The organism is Pseudoxanthomonas sp. GW835-FHT14C01 (genome assembly GCF_058793715.1).
Genome location: NZ_JBXAGB010000002.1, coordinates 895551 through 911825, shown reverse-complemented (window position 1 = coordinate 911825; position 16275 = coordinate 895551). Strand labels below are relative to the sequence as shown.

General features: G+C 68.5%; 15 protein-coding genes. 2 read left to right on the top strand and 13 right to left on the bottom strand.

The window, feature by feature from the left end:
- Positions 1–81: 81 nt before the first annotated feature.
- The gene (locus AC1Q5B_RS11130) at positions 82–966 is read left to right on the top strand and encodes a cupin-like domain-containing protein (protein ID WP_492631721.1); all 885 of its coding nucleotides are present in this window, start codon (positions 82–84) and stop codon (positions 964–966) included.
- Positions 967–976: 10 nt separating this feature from the next.
- Here the strand turns inward: AC1Q5B_RS11130 and AC1Q5B_RS11125 are convergent, their stop codons facing one another.
- From AC1Q5B_RS11125 to AC1Q5B_RS11075, 11 genes are all read right to left on the bottom strand, one after another.
- Positions 977–1558, bottom strand: coding sequence for a YdeI/OmpD-associated family protein (locus AC1Q5B_RS11125; RefSeq protein WP_492631720.1), 582 nt, complete (start codon positions 1556–1558; stop codon positions 977–979).
- A 2-nt stretch (positions 1559–1560) separates the two neighbouring features.
- A complete protein-coding gene (locus tag AC1Q5B_RS11120) occupies positions 1561–3033 on the bottom strand; it encodes a calcineurin-like phosphoesterase C-terminal domain-containing protein (protein ID WP_492631719.1) in 1473 nt (490 codons plus the stop codon).
- A gap of 302 nt (positions 3034–3335) precedes the next feature.
- Positions 3336–3962, bottom strand: coding sequence for a bifunctional phosphoribosyl-AMP cyclohydrolase/phosphoribosyl-ATP diphosphatase HisIE (gene hisIE / locus AC1Q5B_RS11115; RefSeq protein ID WP_492631718.1), 627 nt, complete (start codon positions 3960–3962; stop codon positions 3336–3338).
- Positions 3952–4728: an imidazole glycerol phosphate synthase subunit HisF gene (gene hisF, locus AC1Q5B_RS11110; RefSeq protein ID WP_492631717.1), complete on the bottom strand. Its 777-nt coding sequence runs from the start codon at positions 4726–4728 to the stop codon at positions 3952–3954. Before hisF ends, hisIE begins: the two co-directional genes overlap by 11 nt.
- Positions 4722–5459, bottom strand: a complete 738-nt coding sequence (gene hisA, locus AC1Q5B_RS11105; protein ID WP_492631716.1) for a 1-(5-phosphoribosyl)-5-[(5-phosphoribosylamino)methylideneamino]imidazole-4-carboxamide isomerase — start codon at positions 5457–5459, stop codon at positions 4722–4724. The genes hisF and hisA overlap by 7 nt, the downstream gene beginning before the upstream one ends.
- The gene (hisH, locus tag AC1Q5B_RS11100; RefSeq protein ID WP_492631715.1) at positions 5456–6055 is read right to left on the bottom strand and encodes an imidazole glycerol phosphate synthase subunit HisH; all 600 of its coding nucleotides are present in this window, start codon (positions 6053–6055) and stop codon (positions 5456–5458) included. The genes hisA and hisH overlap by 4 nt, the downstream gene beginning before the upstream one ends.
- On the bottom strand, positions 6055–7128 hold the full coding sequence (gene hisB, locus AC1Q5B_RS11095; protein ID WP_492631714.1) for a bifunctional histidinol-phosphatase/imidazoleglycerol-phosphate dehydratase HisB: 1074 nt from the start codon (positions 7126–7128) through the stop codon (positions 6055–6057). The genes hisH and hisB overlap by 1 nt, the downstream gene beginning before the upstream one ends.
- Positions 7125–8207, bottom strand: a complete 1083-nt coding sequence (gene hisC, locus AC1Q5B_RS11090) for a histidinol-phosphate transaminase (RefSeq protein WP_492631713.1) — start codon at positions 8205–8207, stop codon at positions 7125–7127. The genes hisB and hisC overlap by 4 nt, the downstream gene beginning before the upstream one ends.
- Entirely contained in the window at positions 8204–9517 is a 1314-nt protein-coding gene (gene hisD, locus AC1Q5B_RS11085) for a histidinol dehydrogenase (protein WP_492631712.1), read from the bottom strand. Before hisD ends, hisC begins: the two co-directional genes overlap by 4 nt.
- A complete protein-coding gene (hisG, locus tag AC1Q5B_RS11080; protein WP_492631711.1) occupies positions 9514–10428 on the bottom strand; it encodes an ATP phosphoribosyltransferase in 915 nt (304 codons plus the stop codon). Before hisG ends, hisD begins: the two co-directional genes overlap by 4 nt.
- Positions 10429–10436: 8 nt before the next feature.
- The gene (locus tag AC1Q5B_RS11075) at positions 10437–10763 is read right to left on the bottom strand and encodes a YerC/YecD family TrpR-related protein (RefSeq protein ID WP_492631710.1); all 327 of its coding nucleotides are present in this window, start codon (positions 10761–10763) and stop codon (positions 10437–10439) included.
- Between the two features lie 233 nt (positions 10764–10996).
- Here AC1Q5B_RS11075 and AC1Q5B_RS11070 point away from each other — a divergent pair, with 233 nt between their 5' ends.
- On the top strand, positions 10997–12823 hold the full coding sequence (locus tag AC1Q5B_RS11070) for a sensor domain-containing diguanylate cyclase (RefSeq protein WP_492631709.1): 1827 nt from the start codon (positions 10997–10999) through the stop codon (positions 12821–12823).
- Between the two features lie 108 nt (positions 12824–12931).
- On the opposite strand, the gene AC1Q5B_RS11065 is transcribed toward AC1Q5B_RS11070, so the two are convergent.
- On the bottom strand, positions 12932–14821 hold the full coding sequence (locus AC1Q5B_RS11065; protein WP_492631708.1) for an HAL/PAL/TAL family ammonia-lyase: 1890 nt from the start codon (positions 14819–14821) through the stop codon (positions 12932–12934).
- A 1-nt stretch (position 14822) separates the two neighbouring features.
- On the bottom strand, positions 14823–16220 hold the full coding sequence (gene hisS / locus AC1Q5B_RS11060; RefSeq protein ID WP_492631707.1) for a histidine--tRNA ligase: 1398 nt from the start codon (positions 16218–16220) through the stop codon (positions 14823–14825).
- Between the last annotated feature and the right edge of the window lie 55 nt (positions 16221–16275).

Below are 16275 nucleotides of genomic sequence, written 5' to 3'. Positions count from 1 at the left end.
GCGGCCGACGGGGGGTGGCCGATCGCCTGGCGGGTTCCCGTTGACCGGTGAGGCCCACCCGCCGATGCCGGATGCACGCGCATGACCCGCTTCCGCTGCCTTGACGACGATGCCGGCGAACTCGCGCTGGATCGTCGCGCCTCCGTCTGCCGGCACCGCCTGCTGGAGCATCCCGCCCTCTCGCTGGAGAACCTCACGCGGGCGATCCCGGCGCTGCCGAAGGGCCAGGTCTTCCACTCCAACGGCCGTCTTCAATTCGGGGACAACTTCGACCGGGCCCATATCGAACATCGCCCGGAACTGGGCCTGCAGGCGGCGCTGGAGCAGTTGCGCACCACCGACGCCTACATCATGGTGCGCCAGCCCGAATCCGATGCCTCTTTCCGTCCCCTGCTGGAGGACCTCAAGCAGGACGTGGAGGCGCTGGTCGGGATGGCCGGCGTCGCCCACGGCATCGACGACGCGATGCTCTACCTGTTCATCGCGTCGCCCGGCAGCGTCACACCGTTCCACATCGACCGCTACTCGACGCTGCTGTTGCAGTTCCGCGGCAACAAGCAGGTCACCGTCTTCCCGCCCTGGGACCCGCGCGTGGTGTCGGACGAAGACACCGAGCACTTCTTCGCCAAGACCGGCCAACGGCCCGGCTGGCGCCCCGAAGCGGAGGCGCTGGGCACCACGTTCGATTTTTCGCCCGGCGAGGCGCTGCACATCCCGTTCGTGTCGGGGCATCACGTCCGCAACGGCGACGACGACATCTCGATCTCGCTGTCGATCATCTTCAACACACCACAGACCCGGGCGCTGATCCGCGCGCTCGCCTTCAACCACCTGACCCGGCCGCTGATGCGGCGCGTGGGCCTGCGACCCCGGCGCGTGGCCATGGATGGCGGCGGCGTACCGTTCAAGTCGATGGCCTGGCGAGCGGGAAGCCGGTTGCGGCGCCTCATGCCGTCGCCCGCATGACGCGGCGGGCTCAACCGTGGATCTTTTCGCCGCGCGCGAGCATGGCGACCAGCTTCTCCACCCGCGCCTGCTTCGTCTCGGGCTTGACCGCGGTCTGCACGCGCCAGCACACCGCGTAACGGTTGGTCTTGTCCAGGCTGTCGAAGAAGGCCTTCGCCTTGCGGTGCCTGGCCAGCGCCAGTGCCTTCGCGAGTTCGGGCGGCACGTCCATCGACTTCGCACCGTCATAGGCCGCGTCCCAGCGCCCGTCAGCCTTGGCGGCCTCGACTTCGCGCTGCCCGGCCGGCCGCATGCGGCCGGCGGCTGTCAGCATGTCGATCTTCGCCACGTTGACCTTCGACCAGGTGCTGCGCGCGCGGCGCGGGGTGAAGCGCTGAAGGAAGAACCGGGCATCGAGGCCCTTCTTCTGTCCGTCGATCCATCCATGGCATAGCGCGACGTCGAGCGCTTCCGCGTAGGTCACCGAGGGAACGCCGGCGTCCTTCTTGGCGATCTTCAGCCATACGCCTGCAGATGCGGAGTGCCGCTCCAGCCAATGTTCCCAGGCCGCGGCGTCGGCGAAATGTTCGGTCGGGAGGTCGGGCGCGGCCATGCTCAGGGCTCCGCGGTCTGCAGACGGTAAGTCGTGTGCGTGGTCGTTTCTCCGCGCCAGCGATCGGATGCGCGCACGTCCACGCGATGCTCGCCCTCGGCGAGGTCGGTGGGCAGCGCACCGCGCCACAGGTGGTGCGAGGGTTCGGCCTCTGGCGAGCGATCGTAGCCGCGCAACGCATCGGCCAGATCGTCGCGCACGTTTTCCACTTGCAATGACGGATCGGGCTGCTCGACGCGCTTCATCGCTTTCCATTCGCCGCCATCGACACGGAACTCGACGCGGGTATCCGCGTCCCCCATGTAAACGTTGGCATAGACGCCCCACGCGGGGTATGCGCCCCGTCTGAGCACCTTCGGCGCATGCAGGCCGATGCCGCTGTCGTCCGCGGCACGCGCCGGATGCCAGGACAGCGCGTACTCGCCGCCCGCGCCCACGCGGAGTCGCGCGTAGCCGTTCGGCGTGCCGTCGGCCATCGTCGCGGCGGGAATGCCCTGCGCATCCTTGACGCCGGACCAGTACGCGCCACACGCGGCGCCGACGTTGTACTCGTGCAGCGGCTGCAGGCCGTGCCAGCCGGTGGCGGCATCGTGGTACCAGTGCCGCTGCGTATGGGTATGCCCGCTGAGCAGCAGCACGTGCGGAACGTCCTTCAGCAGCGCGAACAGCCGTTCACGGTCGGCAGCGCGGAATCCGCGCGGGCCTTCCTCGAAGAACGGGATATGCACGCCGATCACCAGCAGCCGGTCCTTGCGCACGGTCGGCAGGTACGCCTGCAGGAAGGCGAACTGGTCCTCGCGCAGGCCGCCGAAGTACGAGGGCGACGCGCCGGGCCGGTAGATGATGTCGTCCAGGCCGATGAAGGTTACGGCGTCTTCTTCCCAGGCGAACGTGTCGGGCCCGAGGCGGTGGCGGAAGGTACGCAGCGATTCCTCATCGCTTGCCGCGTCGAAATCGAGATCGTGATTGCCCGGGATGAACAACCAAGGCACCTGCAGGCTCATGGTGGTGCGCAGGATCTCGGGATACAGCGCCAGGTCGTCGTTGACGATGTCGCCCAGCGTCAGCCCCAGCGATGCGTCGTGCTTGCCGACCAGGGGCTGCACGATGTCGCGCCAGTAGTAGTCCACGTCCTGCACCGACGCGGTCTGGCTGTCGGCGAGCAGCAAGGCCTCGAACGCGCCGCCGTTCGGTCTTCCACCGTGGGGACGCAGACCGAAATGCCTGCAGCCCGGCAAGCGCTGCGGGATGCCGCCGTACTTCAGCGCCGGGCCCCGGTGGTACTGCCGGTTGTGCCAGAAATCCGGCGTGCCGTCGGGCCGGACCGACAGGTCGTAACCCGCTGGCTTGATGACGAACAGCGTGCGCCCGTCTTCATAGGGCACGTCGTATTCGCCGTCCGCATCGGTGGTCGCCAGATGCACGCCGTCGGACACCTTCACACCCGGAATGCCGGGTTCGCCTGCATCGCGCACGCCGTTGCCGTTGCGGTCCTCGAAGACCTGGCCGCTGCTGCAGGGGGCGGCAACGCGTGGGCGGGGACGGCCAGACAGGCCAGCAGCAGGGCGATCAACGAGGCGCGCACGGGAACTCCGGCTGGGGCGACCGGCGGATTATGGCGCAGCCGCGATGACAGCGACGGCCCCTCTGTAGGAGCGACGTAAGTCGCGACCGCACGGTCAAAGAACCATTAGCCGGCGCAAAGGGCGATGGAGCTACCGTTGGCTCCCGATCCACGGTCGCGACTTACGTCGCTCCTACATGAAGCGAATCCGCGTCATGGGGATGCATGGCGAGCGCGCAACACCTCGATGGCATCCGCCAGGGATAGGCCCCGTGCCCGCAGCAGTACGGTCAGGTGGTACAGCAGGTCGGCGCTTTCGCCCAGCAGCGCCGCCTCGTCCTGCACCACGGCGGCGAGCGCGGTCTCGACCCCCTCCTCGCCGACCTTCTGCGCGATACGACGGACGCCGGCGTCGAACAGGCGCGTGGTGTAGCTATCGGCAGGCCGCTCGCGTTCACGCTGCGCGACCAGGGCATCTAGTTCCGAAAGAAAGGCCAACGGTGCCGACGGGAAACAACTGGCCCGCTGCAGATGGCAGGTGGGCCCGTGCGGGTGCGCCAGGACCAGCAGCGTGTCGTCATCGCAGTCGGCATCGATGGCGACCAGGTCGAGCACATGGCCGGAGCTCTCGCCCTTGGTCCACAGGCGCTGCTTGCTGCGGCTGAAGAACGTCACGCGCCGGCTGGCCAGCGTCGCGTCCAGCGCCTCGCGGTTCATGTAGCCCAGCATCAGCACGCGCAGGTTCGCCGCATCCTGCACGACGACCGGCAACAGGCCATCGCCCTTGTCCCAGTCCAGCCGCGCCGGATCGAAGGTGGATCGTTCGTCGTCAGTCGCCACGTCGCACCTCGATGCCCTGCCCTGCCAAAGCCTGTTTCAGTGCCGGAATCCGGATGTGCCCGCTGTGGAAAACGCTGGCCGCCAGCGCACCGTCCACATCCGCCTGTCCGAAGACGTCCGCAAAGTGCTCCACTTCGCCCGCCCCGCCGGAAGCGATCAGCGGCACCTCGCAGAGGGCGCGCACGGCCTGGAGTTGCACGAGATCGTAGCCGCGACGCACGCCATCCTGGTCCATGCAATTCAGCACGATCTCGCCGGCGCCCAGCCGCTGCGCCTGCACCACCCAGTCCAGCGTCCGCAGGCCAGCGCCCTGCATCTTCGAGGGGTCGCCGGTGTAGCGGCGCACGCGCCATTCGCCATCCGCTTCGAGGATCGAATCCACGCCAACCACCACGCACTGCACCCCGAAGGCTTCGGCCAGTTCGCCGATCAGCGCGGGACGTTCCAGTGCCGGCGTATTGACCGACACCTTGTCCGCACCGCTGTACAGCACGCGCCGCGCGGTCTCGACATCACGGATGCCGCCGGCCACGCAGAACGGGATGTCGAGCAGGCGCGACACCCGTTCGATCCAGGCGTAGTCCACCGAGCGCCCCTCGGGACTGGCGCCGATGTCGTAGAACACCAGTTCGTCCGCGCCTTCGTCGCGGTAGCGCAACGCAAGGTCGGCGATATCGCCCATGTCCACGTGGTCGCGGAACTTCACGCCCTTGACCACGCGTCCTTCGCGCACATCCAGGCACGGAATGATGCGCCGGCTCAGCATGCCAGCGCTTCCGGCAGTGTGAAGCGTCCTTCCAGCAGCGCGCGGCCCAGCACGATGCCGGCGCAGCCCGCGTCGCGGGCGCCCTCGACGTCGGCGACGGCACTGACACCGCCCGAGGCCTGCACCGCCAGCGACGGGACGGTGTCATGCAGGTAGGCGTAGAGCGCCAGGTTGGACCCGGTCAGCATTCCGTCGCGCGCGATGTCGGTACACAGCAGGTGGCGCAGGCCGGCGCCGGCGTAACGCAGCGCCAGTTCGTCCAGCGTCTCCGAGGCCGTCTCGGTCCAGCCATGCACCGGCAACCGCCAGATGCCGTCGCGATCGCGGCGCGAATCCAGCGCCACGGTGATGCGCTGGCTGCCGAATTCGGCCAGCCAGGCCAGCACGGTGTCCGGTTCGCGGACCGCCAGCGAACCGATCACTACGCGGTCCGCACCCGCATCGAGGATGCGGGCCACGTCGTCGCGCTGGCGGACGCCACCGCCGGTCTGCACCTTCAGCCGCGTGTGCCGTGCGATCTCGCCCAGCAGCGGCGCCAGCGTATAGCCCCCGGCACGCGCGGCGTCCAGATCGACCAGGTGCAGCCACTCCGCGCCCTGCTCGGCATAGCGTGCCGCGACGTCGAGCGGTGCGCCTTCATAGCGCGTCTCGCGCGCGTAGTCGCCCTGCGCCAGGCGCACGACACGGTCCTCGCGCACATCGATGGCGGGATAGACGATGAAACCGGTCATTGCAGTCCGTACTCGATGAAGTTCTTCAACAATCGCGCCCCCACCACACCCGAGCGCTCCGGATGGAACTGCGCGCCGGCGACGTTGCCCCGCTGCACCACGGCCGCGAAGCGCTGGCCGTGGTCGCTGCTGCACAGGCAGTCGTCGCCGACCGCCGCCGCATAGCTGTGGACGAAGTAGGCGTGGTCACCGTCGGCGATGCCTTCGAGCAACGAGGCATCGCGGGTGCGATACAGGGTGTTCCAGCCCATGTGCGGTACGCGGATGCCTGGCGACGCCTCGAGCTTCCGGACCAGTCCTGGCAACAGGCCGAGGCAAGGGGTGTCGTCTTCTTCGGAGTGCGCAAACAGCAGCTGCACGCCGACGCAGACCCCGAGCAGCGGCTTGTCGAGCGTGCGCAACACGTCGACCAGATCCCGTTCTTTCAACCGCGCCATGCAGACTGCGGCGGCACCCACGCCGGGCAGGATCACCCTGTCCGCCGCGCGGATGGCGTCAGCCTCGCCTGTCAGCTCCGCCTCCACACCGAGACGCTGCAACGCATAGCGCACCGAACCGATGTTGGAGCCACCGGCATCGACCAGGACCACCTTCATCACAGCGCACCCTTGGTCGAAGGCAATTCGGCGCCTTCGCGCCTGACGGCCTGGCGCAGCGCCCGCGCCAGCGCCTTGAAGCTGGCCTCGACCTTGTGGTGGTCGTTGTCGCCTTCCACCTTCAGGTTGAGGTTCAACCCGGACGCGTCGCAGAGCGAGCGGAAGAAGTGCGGCACCAGCTCGGTCGGCAGGTCGCCGACGCGCTCGCGCTTGAAGTCGCCGCTGAAGACGAAGTACGGCCGCCCGCTGAAGTCGAGCGCGGCGCTGGCCAGCGTCTCGTCCATCGGCAGGGTGAAACCGTAGCGGCCGATGCCGCGCTTGTCGCCCAGCGCTTCCTTCAGTGCCTGGCCCAGCGCCAGGCCGGTGTCCTCGACGGTGTGGTGCTCGTCAATGTGCAGGTCGCCCTCGGCGCGTATGTCCAGCGCGAAGCCGCCGTGCTTGCCGATCTGCTCCAGCATGTGATCGAAGAACGGCAGGCCGGTCTGCGCCACCGGTTCGGCGACGCGGTCCAGGTCCACTTCGACGCGGATCTTCGTTTCCTTGGTGTTGCGCTGGACGACGGCCCGCCGCGGCGCGTCCGCCAGCGCATGCGCGATGCCGGCCCAGTCCCACTCGCCGCCGAACTGCGCGGTCTTCAGCTGGAAGCCGCGGATCTTCAGGTTGTCGGCGAACGCGATGTCGGTCGGCCGGTCGCCGACCATGCCCGAGCGCGCCCAGTCGATGCTGCGATCCTGCAGGTACGGGACCATCAGCCCGATACCGGGCTTGCGCGTAGGCTTGTTCTCGTGCGGCCAGCTCTCGTCGATCAGTACGTCGCGGAAGCGGATGCCCTGGCTCTCGAACACCTGCATCATCAACGCCTGCGGACCGTCGAAACTGGCGCGCGGATACTGCTCGCTGCCTAGGCCATCCTGGTTGCTTACGATGACGAACTGGTAGCCGGCGTCGCGCAGTTTCAGCAGCGCCGGAATCACGCCGGCGACGAAGCGCACTTTCTCGTACGCGTCGATCTGGAAATCTTCGGGCTCCTCGATCAGGGTGCCGTCGCGGTCGATAAAAAGGATCGGCGTCACGCGGCCTGCTCCTGGGCATTGAGGGCCGCGATGACGCGGTCGTTCTGGGGGGGCGACCCGATGGTGATGCGCAAGGCATCACCCAGTTGGGGGGCCGCACGCTGGTCGCGCACCACGACGCCGGCGGCGAGCAGCGCGCGGAACGCGCCTTCGGCATCGTCGAAGCGTGCCAGCAGGTAGTTGCCCTGCGACGGATAGACACGGCGGACACCGGTCGTTCGCTCCAGCGCGGCTTGCAACCGCACACGTTCGCTGCGCACCAGCGCCACACGCTCGCGTGTCTGCGCCAGCGCAGCGTCGGACAAACCTTCCAGCGCCAGATCAGCGCATGGCGTCGGCACCGGATACGGCGCCTGGCAGCGCTGCAGGACGGCAACCAGGTCCGTATCGCCGATCACGACACCGATGCGCGCCGCCGCCAGCGCATGCGCTTTCGACAGCGTACGCAATACGGTAACGTTGGCGTGCGTCTCCAGCAGCGTCGTCGCGGACGGGCCATCGGCGAACTCGCCGTACGCTTCGTCCACGACGACCAGCGCGCGCCCCTCCAGCGCGCGTGCCAGCGCGGCGATGCCATCGAGCGGGATCGCCGAGCCGGCCGGGTTCGATGGCGAGCACAGGAATACCAGTTTCGCACTCCGCGCCAGGGCCGCCTCGCGGATCGCGTCGAGATCGGCGACCAGACCCGTTTCGCCATCACGCAGCGGCACTTCAACGACGGGTGCACCCTGCAGGCGCGCACAGACGGCATACATGCCGAACACCGGCGGCGTCACCACGATGGCGTCCTGTCCCGGCACGCACAGCGCGCGCACCAGCAGGTCGATCGCCTCGTCGCTGCCGCGCCCGACCAGCACCCGATCCGGTGCCACGCCGTAAAGCTGCGCGAGCCGCGCACGCAGCGCCGGCGGTTGCGGATCGGGATAGCGGCGGCTGCGCCCCTGGCCGTCCGCCGGGTTGGCCCAGGCGGATTCGTTGGCGTTCAACCACACCTCGCCACGCAGCGCCTCACTGCGCGCCGACTTGTAGCCGGCGAAGTCGCGCAGGTCCGCGCGGACGAGAGCGAGGACGGCGCTCATGCGGCCGCCTTGCGCAGGCGCAGCGCGACGGCGTTGGCGTGCGCGTCCAGTCCTTCGGCGCGTGCAAGCGTCAGGGCGCACTCACCAATGGCGGCGATACCCGCGCGATTGGCCGACTGCACGCTGACGAAATTCTGGAAGCTCGCCACGCTGACGCCACTGTAAGCCCGCGCCGCGCCGCTGGTCGGCAGCACATGGTTGGTGCCACTGCAGTAGTCGCCCAGCGCCTCCGGCGTGTAATCGCCGAGGAACACGGAGCCGGCCGCCTCCACCTTGCCCAGCCACGCGCGCGCCTCGCGCAGCGCCAGGATCAGGTGCTCCGGCGCATAGCGGTTGCTGATAGCGAAGGCGTCGTCGAGCGTCGCGACCTTGACCAGCCGCGACGCCGACAGCGCCTGCCGCGCGATGTCGGCGCGGTCGAGTGCGGCGAGTTGGGTCGTGAGTTCGGCTTGCACGCGTTCGATCAGGGCTTCGTCGTCGGACAACAGCAGCACCTGCGAATCGGGGCCATGCTCGGCCTGCGACAGCAGGTCGGCGGCGACGAAGGACGCGTCCGCGCCGGCATCGGCGATCACCAGCACTTCCGACGGGCCCGCCGGCATGTCGATGGCCGCGGCGCCGGACTGAGCGACCTGTTGCTTGGCTTCGGTCACGTAGCTGTTGCCCGGACCGAACAGCTTGTCGCAGGCCGGCACGCTCTCGGTGCCGAACGCCATCGCGGCGATCGCCTGCGCGCCGCCCAGCTTGAACACGCGGCGCACGCCGGTCAGCTGCGCGGCGACCAGCACGGCCGGATCGGCAGTGCCGTCGCGGCGCGGCGGCGTGCACAGCACGACCTCGCGACAACCGGCCAGCCGCGAGGGAGTACCCAGCATCAGGGCGGTCGACGGCAGCGGCGCGCTGCCGGCCGGCACGTACAGGCCCACGCGCGGGATCGGCAGGATCATCCGCTCGCACACCACGCCCGGGGCCGTCTCCACGGCGTACGGTTGCGCCATGCCGGCGCGGTGGAACGCCTCGATGCGGCTCGCGGCTTCCTGCATCGCCTGGCGCAGTTCGGCGGGCACGGCGGTGTGCGCGGCAGCGAATTCCTGTTCGCTGACCTCGAACGTGGCGAGTTCAACGCCATCGAAGCGCGCGGTGACCTCGCGCAGCGCGGCATCGCCGCGCGCCCGCACATCGGCCAGCAGGGCGGTAACGGCATCACGCGTGCGTTGCGCGATGGCCTGCACCGGACGCGCGAGCAGCGCGGTGCGCGCAGCTTCGTCCAGCAAGGTCCAGTCGTACACGGGAGCGGGCGATGCGGTCATGCCAGCGACCTCTCGACCGACAGCACCATCAGGCCTTGCGCACCGGCGCGCTGCAGTTCCTCCAGCCGCTGCCAGGTGACCGCGCCGTGGCACATCGCCTGCAACGACAGTGGGCCTTCGTCGCCGCCCGGCAACGTGATCAGGCCATCGCTGTCGCCCAGCAGGCGCGACAGCGCCGGCACCGTGTCGCGCTCGGCGCGGAACATCAGCAGCTTGCTGTCCTTGAGCTTCAGCACGCCGTCCAGGCGACGCAGCAGCATGTCGGCCAAGCCGGCACGGGCATCGTCGAATTCGCGCGCCGGGCCCGCGAGGACGGCTTCACTGTCGAGCAGGGTTTCCACCGGCTTCAGCTGGTTCGCCGCCAGGGTGGCGCCACTGGAGACGAGATCGCAGATGAGGTCTGCGGTGCCCAGCTTGGGCGCGATCTCGACCGAGCCGGACAGTTCGACCACCGCGGCATCGATGCCGCGTGCCTGCAGCCACTGGCGCAGGATCGACGGGTAACTGGTCGCGATGCGCAAGCCCTGCAGCTGCTGCGGACCTTCCCACTCCCAACTGTCGGGGACGGCCAGCATCAACCGGCAGGTGCCGAAGCCCAGCGGACGCAGCTCGCGATAAGCCTGCGGCAGGCCATTGAGCGCGCGCTCGCCCGCCTGCTCGTCCAGTTCGTTGCGGCCGACGATGCCGAAATCGCAGACGCCGTCGGCGATCAGCCCGGGGATGTCGTCGTCGCGGACCAGCAGCAGGTCCACCGGCAGGGACTCGCCGTAGCAGAACAGCTTGTCGCGGCTTTCGCGCCAGCTCAGGCCGCAGGCGGCCAGCAGCGTGCGCGCCGGCTCGGCCAGCCGCCCGCTCTTCTGGATGGCGATGCGCAGACGCTCGCGCGTCGCGGGGGTCAGGGAGGGACTCATGGAGGAACTCAGTGGGAAGCGGACGGCGTGGCGGCCTGCTGGCGCTGCACGGCGGCGGCATAGCCGCCGGCGCCGCGCTCCAGCGTGCGGGCGACACGGCCGATGGTGGTCACGCTGACCTGGGTCAGGTCGTGGATTTCGCGGTACGGCACGCCCTTGAGCAGCAGCGGCACGACCCGCCAGCGATCGGACATGGCCTCCAGCTCGGCGGGCGTGCACAGGTCCTCGAGGAAGGCCCGCACCTCGTCCGCCTGGCTCAGGGCCGCCAGCGCCTCGGCCAACGCCTGCAAGGGGGCGTCGGGGACGGCATCTTCGTTGGCGGAACGGCGCTTCATGGAGGCGGGGCTCGTTTCAATGTATTAATGCGTTAGTACATTAATCGGATTGCTGCAGAGCGTCAACCCACCTGCTGTCTGGATGCGCACGTGGATTGCGTTGTCTTGGGCAGGACAGGGCGGGGACCGGCAATGGACGGGAGTGGACACGGACGATGAGTACACTGCCAAGGACGCCCGAACGCCGGACCGGAAATGCCGACGGTCTTCCGGGCACCCGGGGGGGGACGGGCATGCCGCCATCACGCAAGTCGCCATTCGTGTACCGCGGGCCGGCAGGCTGGCTCCTGCTGCTCCTGCTCTTTCCGCTGCTGGCGACCGCCGACACCCCGGCCCGCATCACGCCCGGCACCAGCTACCTGCCGCTCGCGCCGCAGACCACCTACCTGCACGACACCGGTGGCGCCGCGACGCTGGACGACGCGCACCGCCAGCTCGACAGCGGCGGCTTCGGTCCCCTGCCCAACGGCGACGCCTCGTTCGGCTTCCAGACCGGCGCTTACTGGTTCCACGTTCGCGTGACCAACGACAATCCGCGCGAGCAGCGCTGGCTGCTGGTGCAGCAGTACGCACTGAGCGACCGTATCGACGTGTATGCGCGTTATCCGGACGGGCGCACGGTGCATCACGCCGGCGGCGACACGTTCCCGTTCGAGCAGCGCAGCATCCGTTACCGCCACCCGAACTTCTGGCTCGACCTGCCCACCGGCGAGGAGGTCGACCTGCTCGTCCGCGTGCAGAGCCAGAGTTCGATGCAGGTTCCCCTGTTCCTGTACACGCCGGCCGCCTTCGCGGAGCTGTCGCGCGACGGCCAGCTCGGCATCGGCATCTACTACGGCATCCTGCTGGCGCTGTTCTTCTACAACCTGGTGCTGTGGCTGGTGCTGCGCGACGGCAGCTACTTCTGGTACCTGTTCCACATCAGCGCGTTCGGGCTGGTGCTGTTCACGCTCAATGGCCTGGGCTTCGAATACCTGTGGCCGCATTCCACCTGGCTGGCGGACAAATCCGTGCCGCTCTCGGTCTGCCTGGCGCAGATCGGCATGCAGCAGTTCGCGCGGACGTTCCTCGACCTCAATACGCGATGGCGGCTGGGCGACCGCATCAGCAAGGGCATCATCGCGTTCTTCGTGCTGCTGGGCATCGCCGCCACGCAGCTGCCCTATCACGTGGCCACGCCGATCGCGTCGGCGGCCGTGTTCCCCAGCATCGTCTGGATCGCCGTGATCACGCTGATGGTGGTGCGTACCGGCTACCGGCCGGCGAAGGTATTCCTGCTGGCCTGGGCGATGTTCCTGCTCGGCACCGGCATCTTCGTCGCGCTGGCGTTCGGCCTGCTGCCCAAGACCTTCCTGACCGAGTACGGCGTGCAGATCGGCTCGGCGCTGGAGATGCTGCTGCTGTCGGTGGCGCTGGGCTACCGCTACGCCGCCCTGCGCAACGAGAACGAACGCATCGTGCGCGACGCCAAGAATTCGCTCGAAGCGCAGGTGATCGCGCGTACCGGCGAACTGCGCCAGGCGATGTCCGAACTCGAGAGCGCGCACCACCGGCTGCGCGAATCCAGCCGCCTGGACGGCCTGACCGATCTCTACAACCGCACGCACTTCCGCGAAGCTTTCGAGCACCTGCTGTCGCAGTCGCGCAACACCCAGCGGCCGATCTCCCTGTTGATGATCGACCTGGACCACTTCAAGCGCATCAACGACACCTACGGCCATCTGGTCGGCGACGACTGCCTGCGCTGCACGTCGAACACGCTGGCCGAAACGCTGCGCCCGCATAGCGCACTGCTGGCCAGGTTCGGCGGCGAGGAATTCATCGCTGCCCTGCCCGGCATGGGCCTGGGCGAAGCCAGCGTGGTCGCCGAAGAACTCCGGCAGGCATTGCGCGCGCAACCGTGCCGCAGCGGCGAACTGGTGATCGCGGTATCCGCCAGCATCGGCGTGCACTGCGTCGACCTCGAGGCGCGCGACAGCCTGGAATCGGCGCTGCAGGTCGCGGACCAGGCGCTGTACGCCGCCAAGGCCGAAGGGCGGGATTGCGTAAGGACGCTGTAGGGCCCGGAAGTTTCTGGCCTGGGATTTCAGGTGTGGGAGCGACGTAAGTCGCGAGCTTTTTAAAGCTATCGCGACTTACGTCGCTCCCACACCTACCCTCCCCTGGGCTCAGCGATTTCGGACGGCGGCGAGGATCTCGCCCGACTCCACCAACCGCACCGCCGTCGCTACTTCGCCATCCAGCGCACGATCGCGCTCGAGGAACGGGATCTTCGCGCGGATCGCCGCATGCGCGGCCGCGACCGCGTGACCGGGATGGAAGGCCTCGCTGGACGCCAGCGCCGCACGCAAGGCTTCGACTTCGGAAAGGAATTCGTCACGCCCTTCCGTGTCGGCCTGCGGACCACCCGCCACCTTCACGGCCAGGCCCTCGGCATCGGTGCGATCCGACAGCGCACGGGCGGCGTTGATCATGTCGCGCCGCAAATCCAGCGCCTGCGCGGCGGTATACAGCTCCAGCGCCAGCACCTTGCCCAGGTCCTGCACCATCGCCAGCACGTGACGCGCCTCGTTGGCGCCCATCGACACATGGTCTTCCGCGTTCGCGCTGGTCGGCACCGAGAACACGCTGGCCGGATGCGCACGGCTCGCCAGATCGTTGACGATGGCGGCCGCCGAGTACTGCACGATCATGTGGCCCGACTCGGTGCCGTCCTCGTTGCCGATCAGGAACGCCGGCAGGCCGTCGTTGGTCGACGGATCGACCAGCTTGTTGAGGCGGCGCTCGGAAATCGAGGCGAGTGTCGGGATGGCCGCCTTCACGTAGCTCATCGCCAGCGCCAGCGGCATGCCGTGGAAGTGGCCGGCCGAGATCACCTGCTCTTCGACGTGCTCGGCCTGCTTGTCGGGGAACACCAGCGGGTTGTCGGTGACCGCGTTGAGTTCGATCTCCAGCACGCGCTTGGCCTGGTCGACCGCATCGCGCACGGCGCCGTGCACCTGCGGGATGCAGCGCAACGAATAGCTGTCCTGCGGCTGGTGCTTCTTGCCACCGCGGAACGGCATGAAACGCTGGTAGAACTTCTCGCGGCCGTGGCGCTGGTCGGTCGGCACCCAGTCCCAGCCGATATCGAAACGCAGCGCCTGCGCTTCGGCGGTGTCCCAGCTGCGCGGCAGCCAGGGCCGGAACCTCGGCACCAGGTGGTACGGGATATCGGCCAGCGTCGAACCGTCGAGCAGGTCGCGCAGACGCGCGGCAACGTGCACCTGGCCCGGATGCGGGCGCAGCGCATGCACTTCCTCGGCGAACGCGCCCAGGCGGCCGGCGAACGCATCGATCGTCATCGCCGCGGCGAGGTCGGCGGTGTCCAGCAACTGGTCCAGCCGGTAGGTCGCCAGCACGCCCATCGCCAGCATCTGCGCGGTGCCGTTGTTGAGCGCCAGGCCTTCCTTGTACGACAGGCTGACCGGCGACAGGCCCGCGCGCTTCAGCGCCTCGGCACCGGTCATGCGCTCGCCTTCATGGAACGCTTCACCGCCGCCCAGCAGCACGATGGCCAGGTGCGACAGCGGCGCGAGGTCGCCCGACGCGCCGACCGAACCCAGCGACGGCACCACCGGCACGATGCCGGCATTGAGCATCGCCGCCAGCGCCTGCAGGGTTTCCACGCGGATGCCGGAGTGCCCCTTCAGCAGCGTGTTGATGCGGATGCCGAGCATCGCGCGCACGATCTCCGGCGCCATCGGCTCGCCGACGCACACGGCATGCGTGACGATCAGGTTGTACTGCAGTTCCTCGTGCAGCGAGCGGCCGGACTTCACCGCACCCGGCAGTTCGTCGCGCAGCGGATGCGCGCCCAGCAGCTTGTCGGCGTTGCTGCCGAAGCCGGTGGAGACGCCGTAGATCGGTTCTTCGCGACGGACCTGCTCGGCCAGGAAGTCGGCGGCGCGCGCCACAGCCTTCAGCGCGCCCTTGTCCAGTTCGACGCTGGCCCCGAACGCGATCTCGACCAGTTTGTCGCGGGTCAGCGATTGGCCATCCAGCAGGATCGGCTTCATGTCAGCGCCCCGCCAGTACGCGGGCCTGCTCCAATCGGGCTTGCTCCAGCTCGACCTTCAGGCTGCTGGCCAGCTCCTCGCGTTTCACTTCGAACTGCTGCTCGCGCAGCAGGTCCTTGACCGTCACCACGCCACGCGCCAGTTCGTCCTCACCGGCCAGCACCACGAAACGGATGCCGGCGCGCGAGGCGTACTGGAACTGCTTGGCCAACTTGCGGCCTTCCATCTGCACTTCGGTGTTGATACCGGCCGCACGCAGCCGGCGCGCGATGTCCAGCGAGCCAGCCAGCTGGCCGTCGTCCATCAGCGCGACCATCGCCTGCACGCTGCTTTCGTCGCTGCCGGCGATCAGGCCGGCCTCGCGCAGCTGCCAGAACAGGCGGGTCAGGCCGATCGAGATGCCGACGCCTGGCAGCTTCGACTTGGTGTAGTGGCTGGCGAGGTCTTCGTAGCGACCGCCCGAGCAGATAGAGCCGATCTGCGGGTAACCGTCCAGCTGGGTCTCGTAGACGGTGCCGGTGTAGTAGTCCAGGCCGCGCGCGATGGAGAAGTTCAGGCAGTACGCGCTCTCGGGCACGCCCAGCGCCCTGACCAGCTCCAGCACTTCGCGCAGTTCGGCGATGCCCTGGTTGAAGGTGTCGCTGCCCTGCCCCAGCGCATCGAGCCTGGCCAGCGCGTCGGCATGGCCGGTGCTGCGCACGGCGACGAACGCGAGGATACGGTCGACGCTTTCGGCCGACATGCCGAAGCCTTCGCCGGTCAGCGTGTCGCGCACGTAGTCGGCGCCGCGCTTGTCCAGCTTGTCGACTTCGCGCAGCACCAGCGCCTGCTGTTCGCCGTCGGTGACGCCCTGCGCCTCGAAGAAGCCGCGCATCAGCTTGCGGTTGTTGAGCTGGATGGTGAACTCGCCGATGCCCAGTTCGCTGAAGACGGCGTGGATCACGGCCAGGATCTCGGCATCGAAGCGGACGCTCAGCGCGTCCTTGCCGATGACGTCGATGTCGCACTGGTAGAACTCGCGGAAGCGGCCGCGCTGCTGGCGTTCGCCGCGGTAGACGCGCTGGATCTGGTAGCGGCGGAACGGGAAGGTCAGTTCGTGTTCGTGCTCGGCCACGTAGCGGGCCAGCGGCACGGTCAGGTCGAAGCGCAGGGCCAATTCGGGCAGGCCGTCGCCTTCCTTGGCCAGGGCGCCGGTGGACTGGACGAAGTAGACCTGCCGTTCGGTCTCGCCGCCGGACTTGGTCAGCAGGGTCTCGGACAGTTCGAAGACCGGGGTTTCCACCGGCAGGAAGCCGAAGCGCTCGTAGTTCCGGCGGATGGTGTCCAGCATGCGCTGGAACGCGATCTGCTCGCGCGGGAGCAGTTCCATGACGCCAGGCGGGGTACGGGGCTTGATCAAGGGAGACTCCGGCTTTCGTGAACGGCGCATTTTACGTGGCCGCCGCAGGGGCCGC

Bases quoted from the DNA above. Each gene is read 5' to 3' on its own strand.
- AC1Q5B_RS11130 (WP_492631721.1), top strand. From the start codon at position 82: ATGACCCGCTTCCGCTGCCTTGACGACGATGCCGGCGAACTCGCGCTG.
- AC1Q5B_RS11125 (WP_492631720.1), bottom strand. From the start codon at position 1,558: ATGGCCGCGCCCGACCTCCCGACCGAACATTTCGCCGACGCCGCGGCC.
- hisF (WP_492631717.1), bottom strand. From the start codon at position 4,728: ATGCTGAGCCGGCGCATCATTCCGTGCCTGGATGTGCGCGAAGGACGC.
- hisA (WP_492631716.1), bottom strand. From the start codon at position 5,459: ATGACCGGTTTCATCGTCTATCCCGCCATCGATGTGCGCGAGGACCGT.
- hisH (WP_492631715.1), bottom strand. From the start codon at position 6,055: ATGAAGGTGGTCCTGGTCGATGCCGGTGGCTCCAACATCGGTTCGGTG.
- hisC (WP_492631713.1), bottom strand. From the start codon at position 8,207: ATGAGCGCCGTCCTCGCTCTCGTCCGCGCGGACCTGCGCGACTTCGCC.
- hisD (WP_492631712.1), bottom strand. From the start codon at position 9,517: ATGACCGCATCGCCCGCTCCCGTGTACGACTGGACCTTGCTGGACGAA.
- hisG (WP_492631711.1), bottom strand. From the start codon at position 10,428: ATGAGTCCCTCCCTGACCCCCGCGACGCGCGAGCGTCTGCGCATCGCC.
- AC1Q5B_RS11075 (WP_492631710.1), bottom strand. From the start codon at position 10,763: ATGAAGCGCCGTTCCGCCAACGAAGATGCCGTCCCCGACGCCCCCTTG.
- AC1Q5B_RS11070 (WP_492631709.1), top strand. From the start codon at position 10,997: ATGCCGCCATCACGCAAGTCGCCATTCGTGTACCGCGGGCCGGCAGGC.
- AC1Q5B_RS11065 (WP_492631708.1), bottom strand. From the start codon at position 14,821: ATGAAGCCGATCCTGCTGGATGGCCAATCGCTGACCCGCGACAAACTG.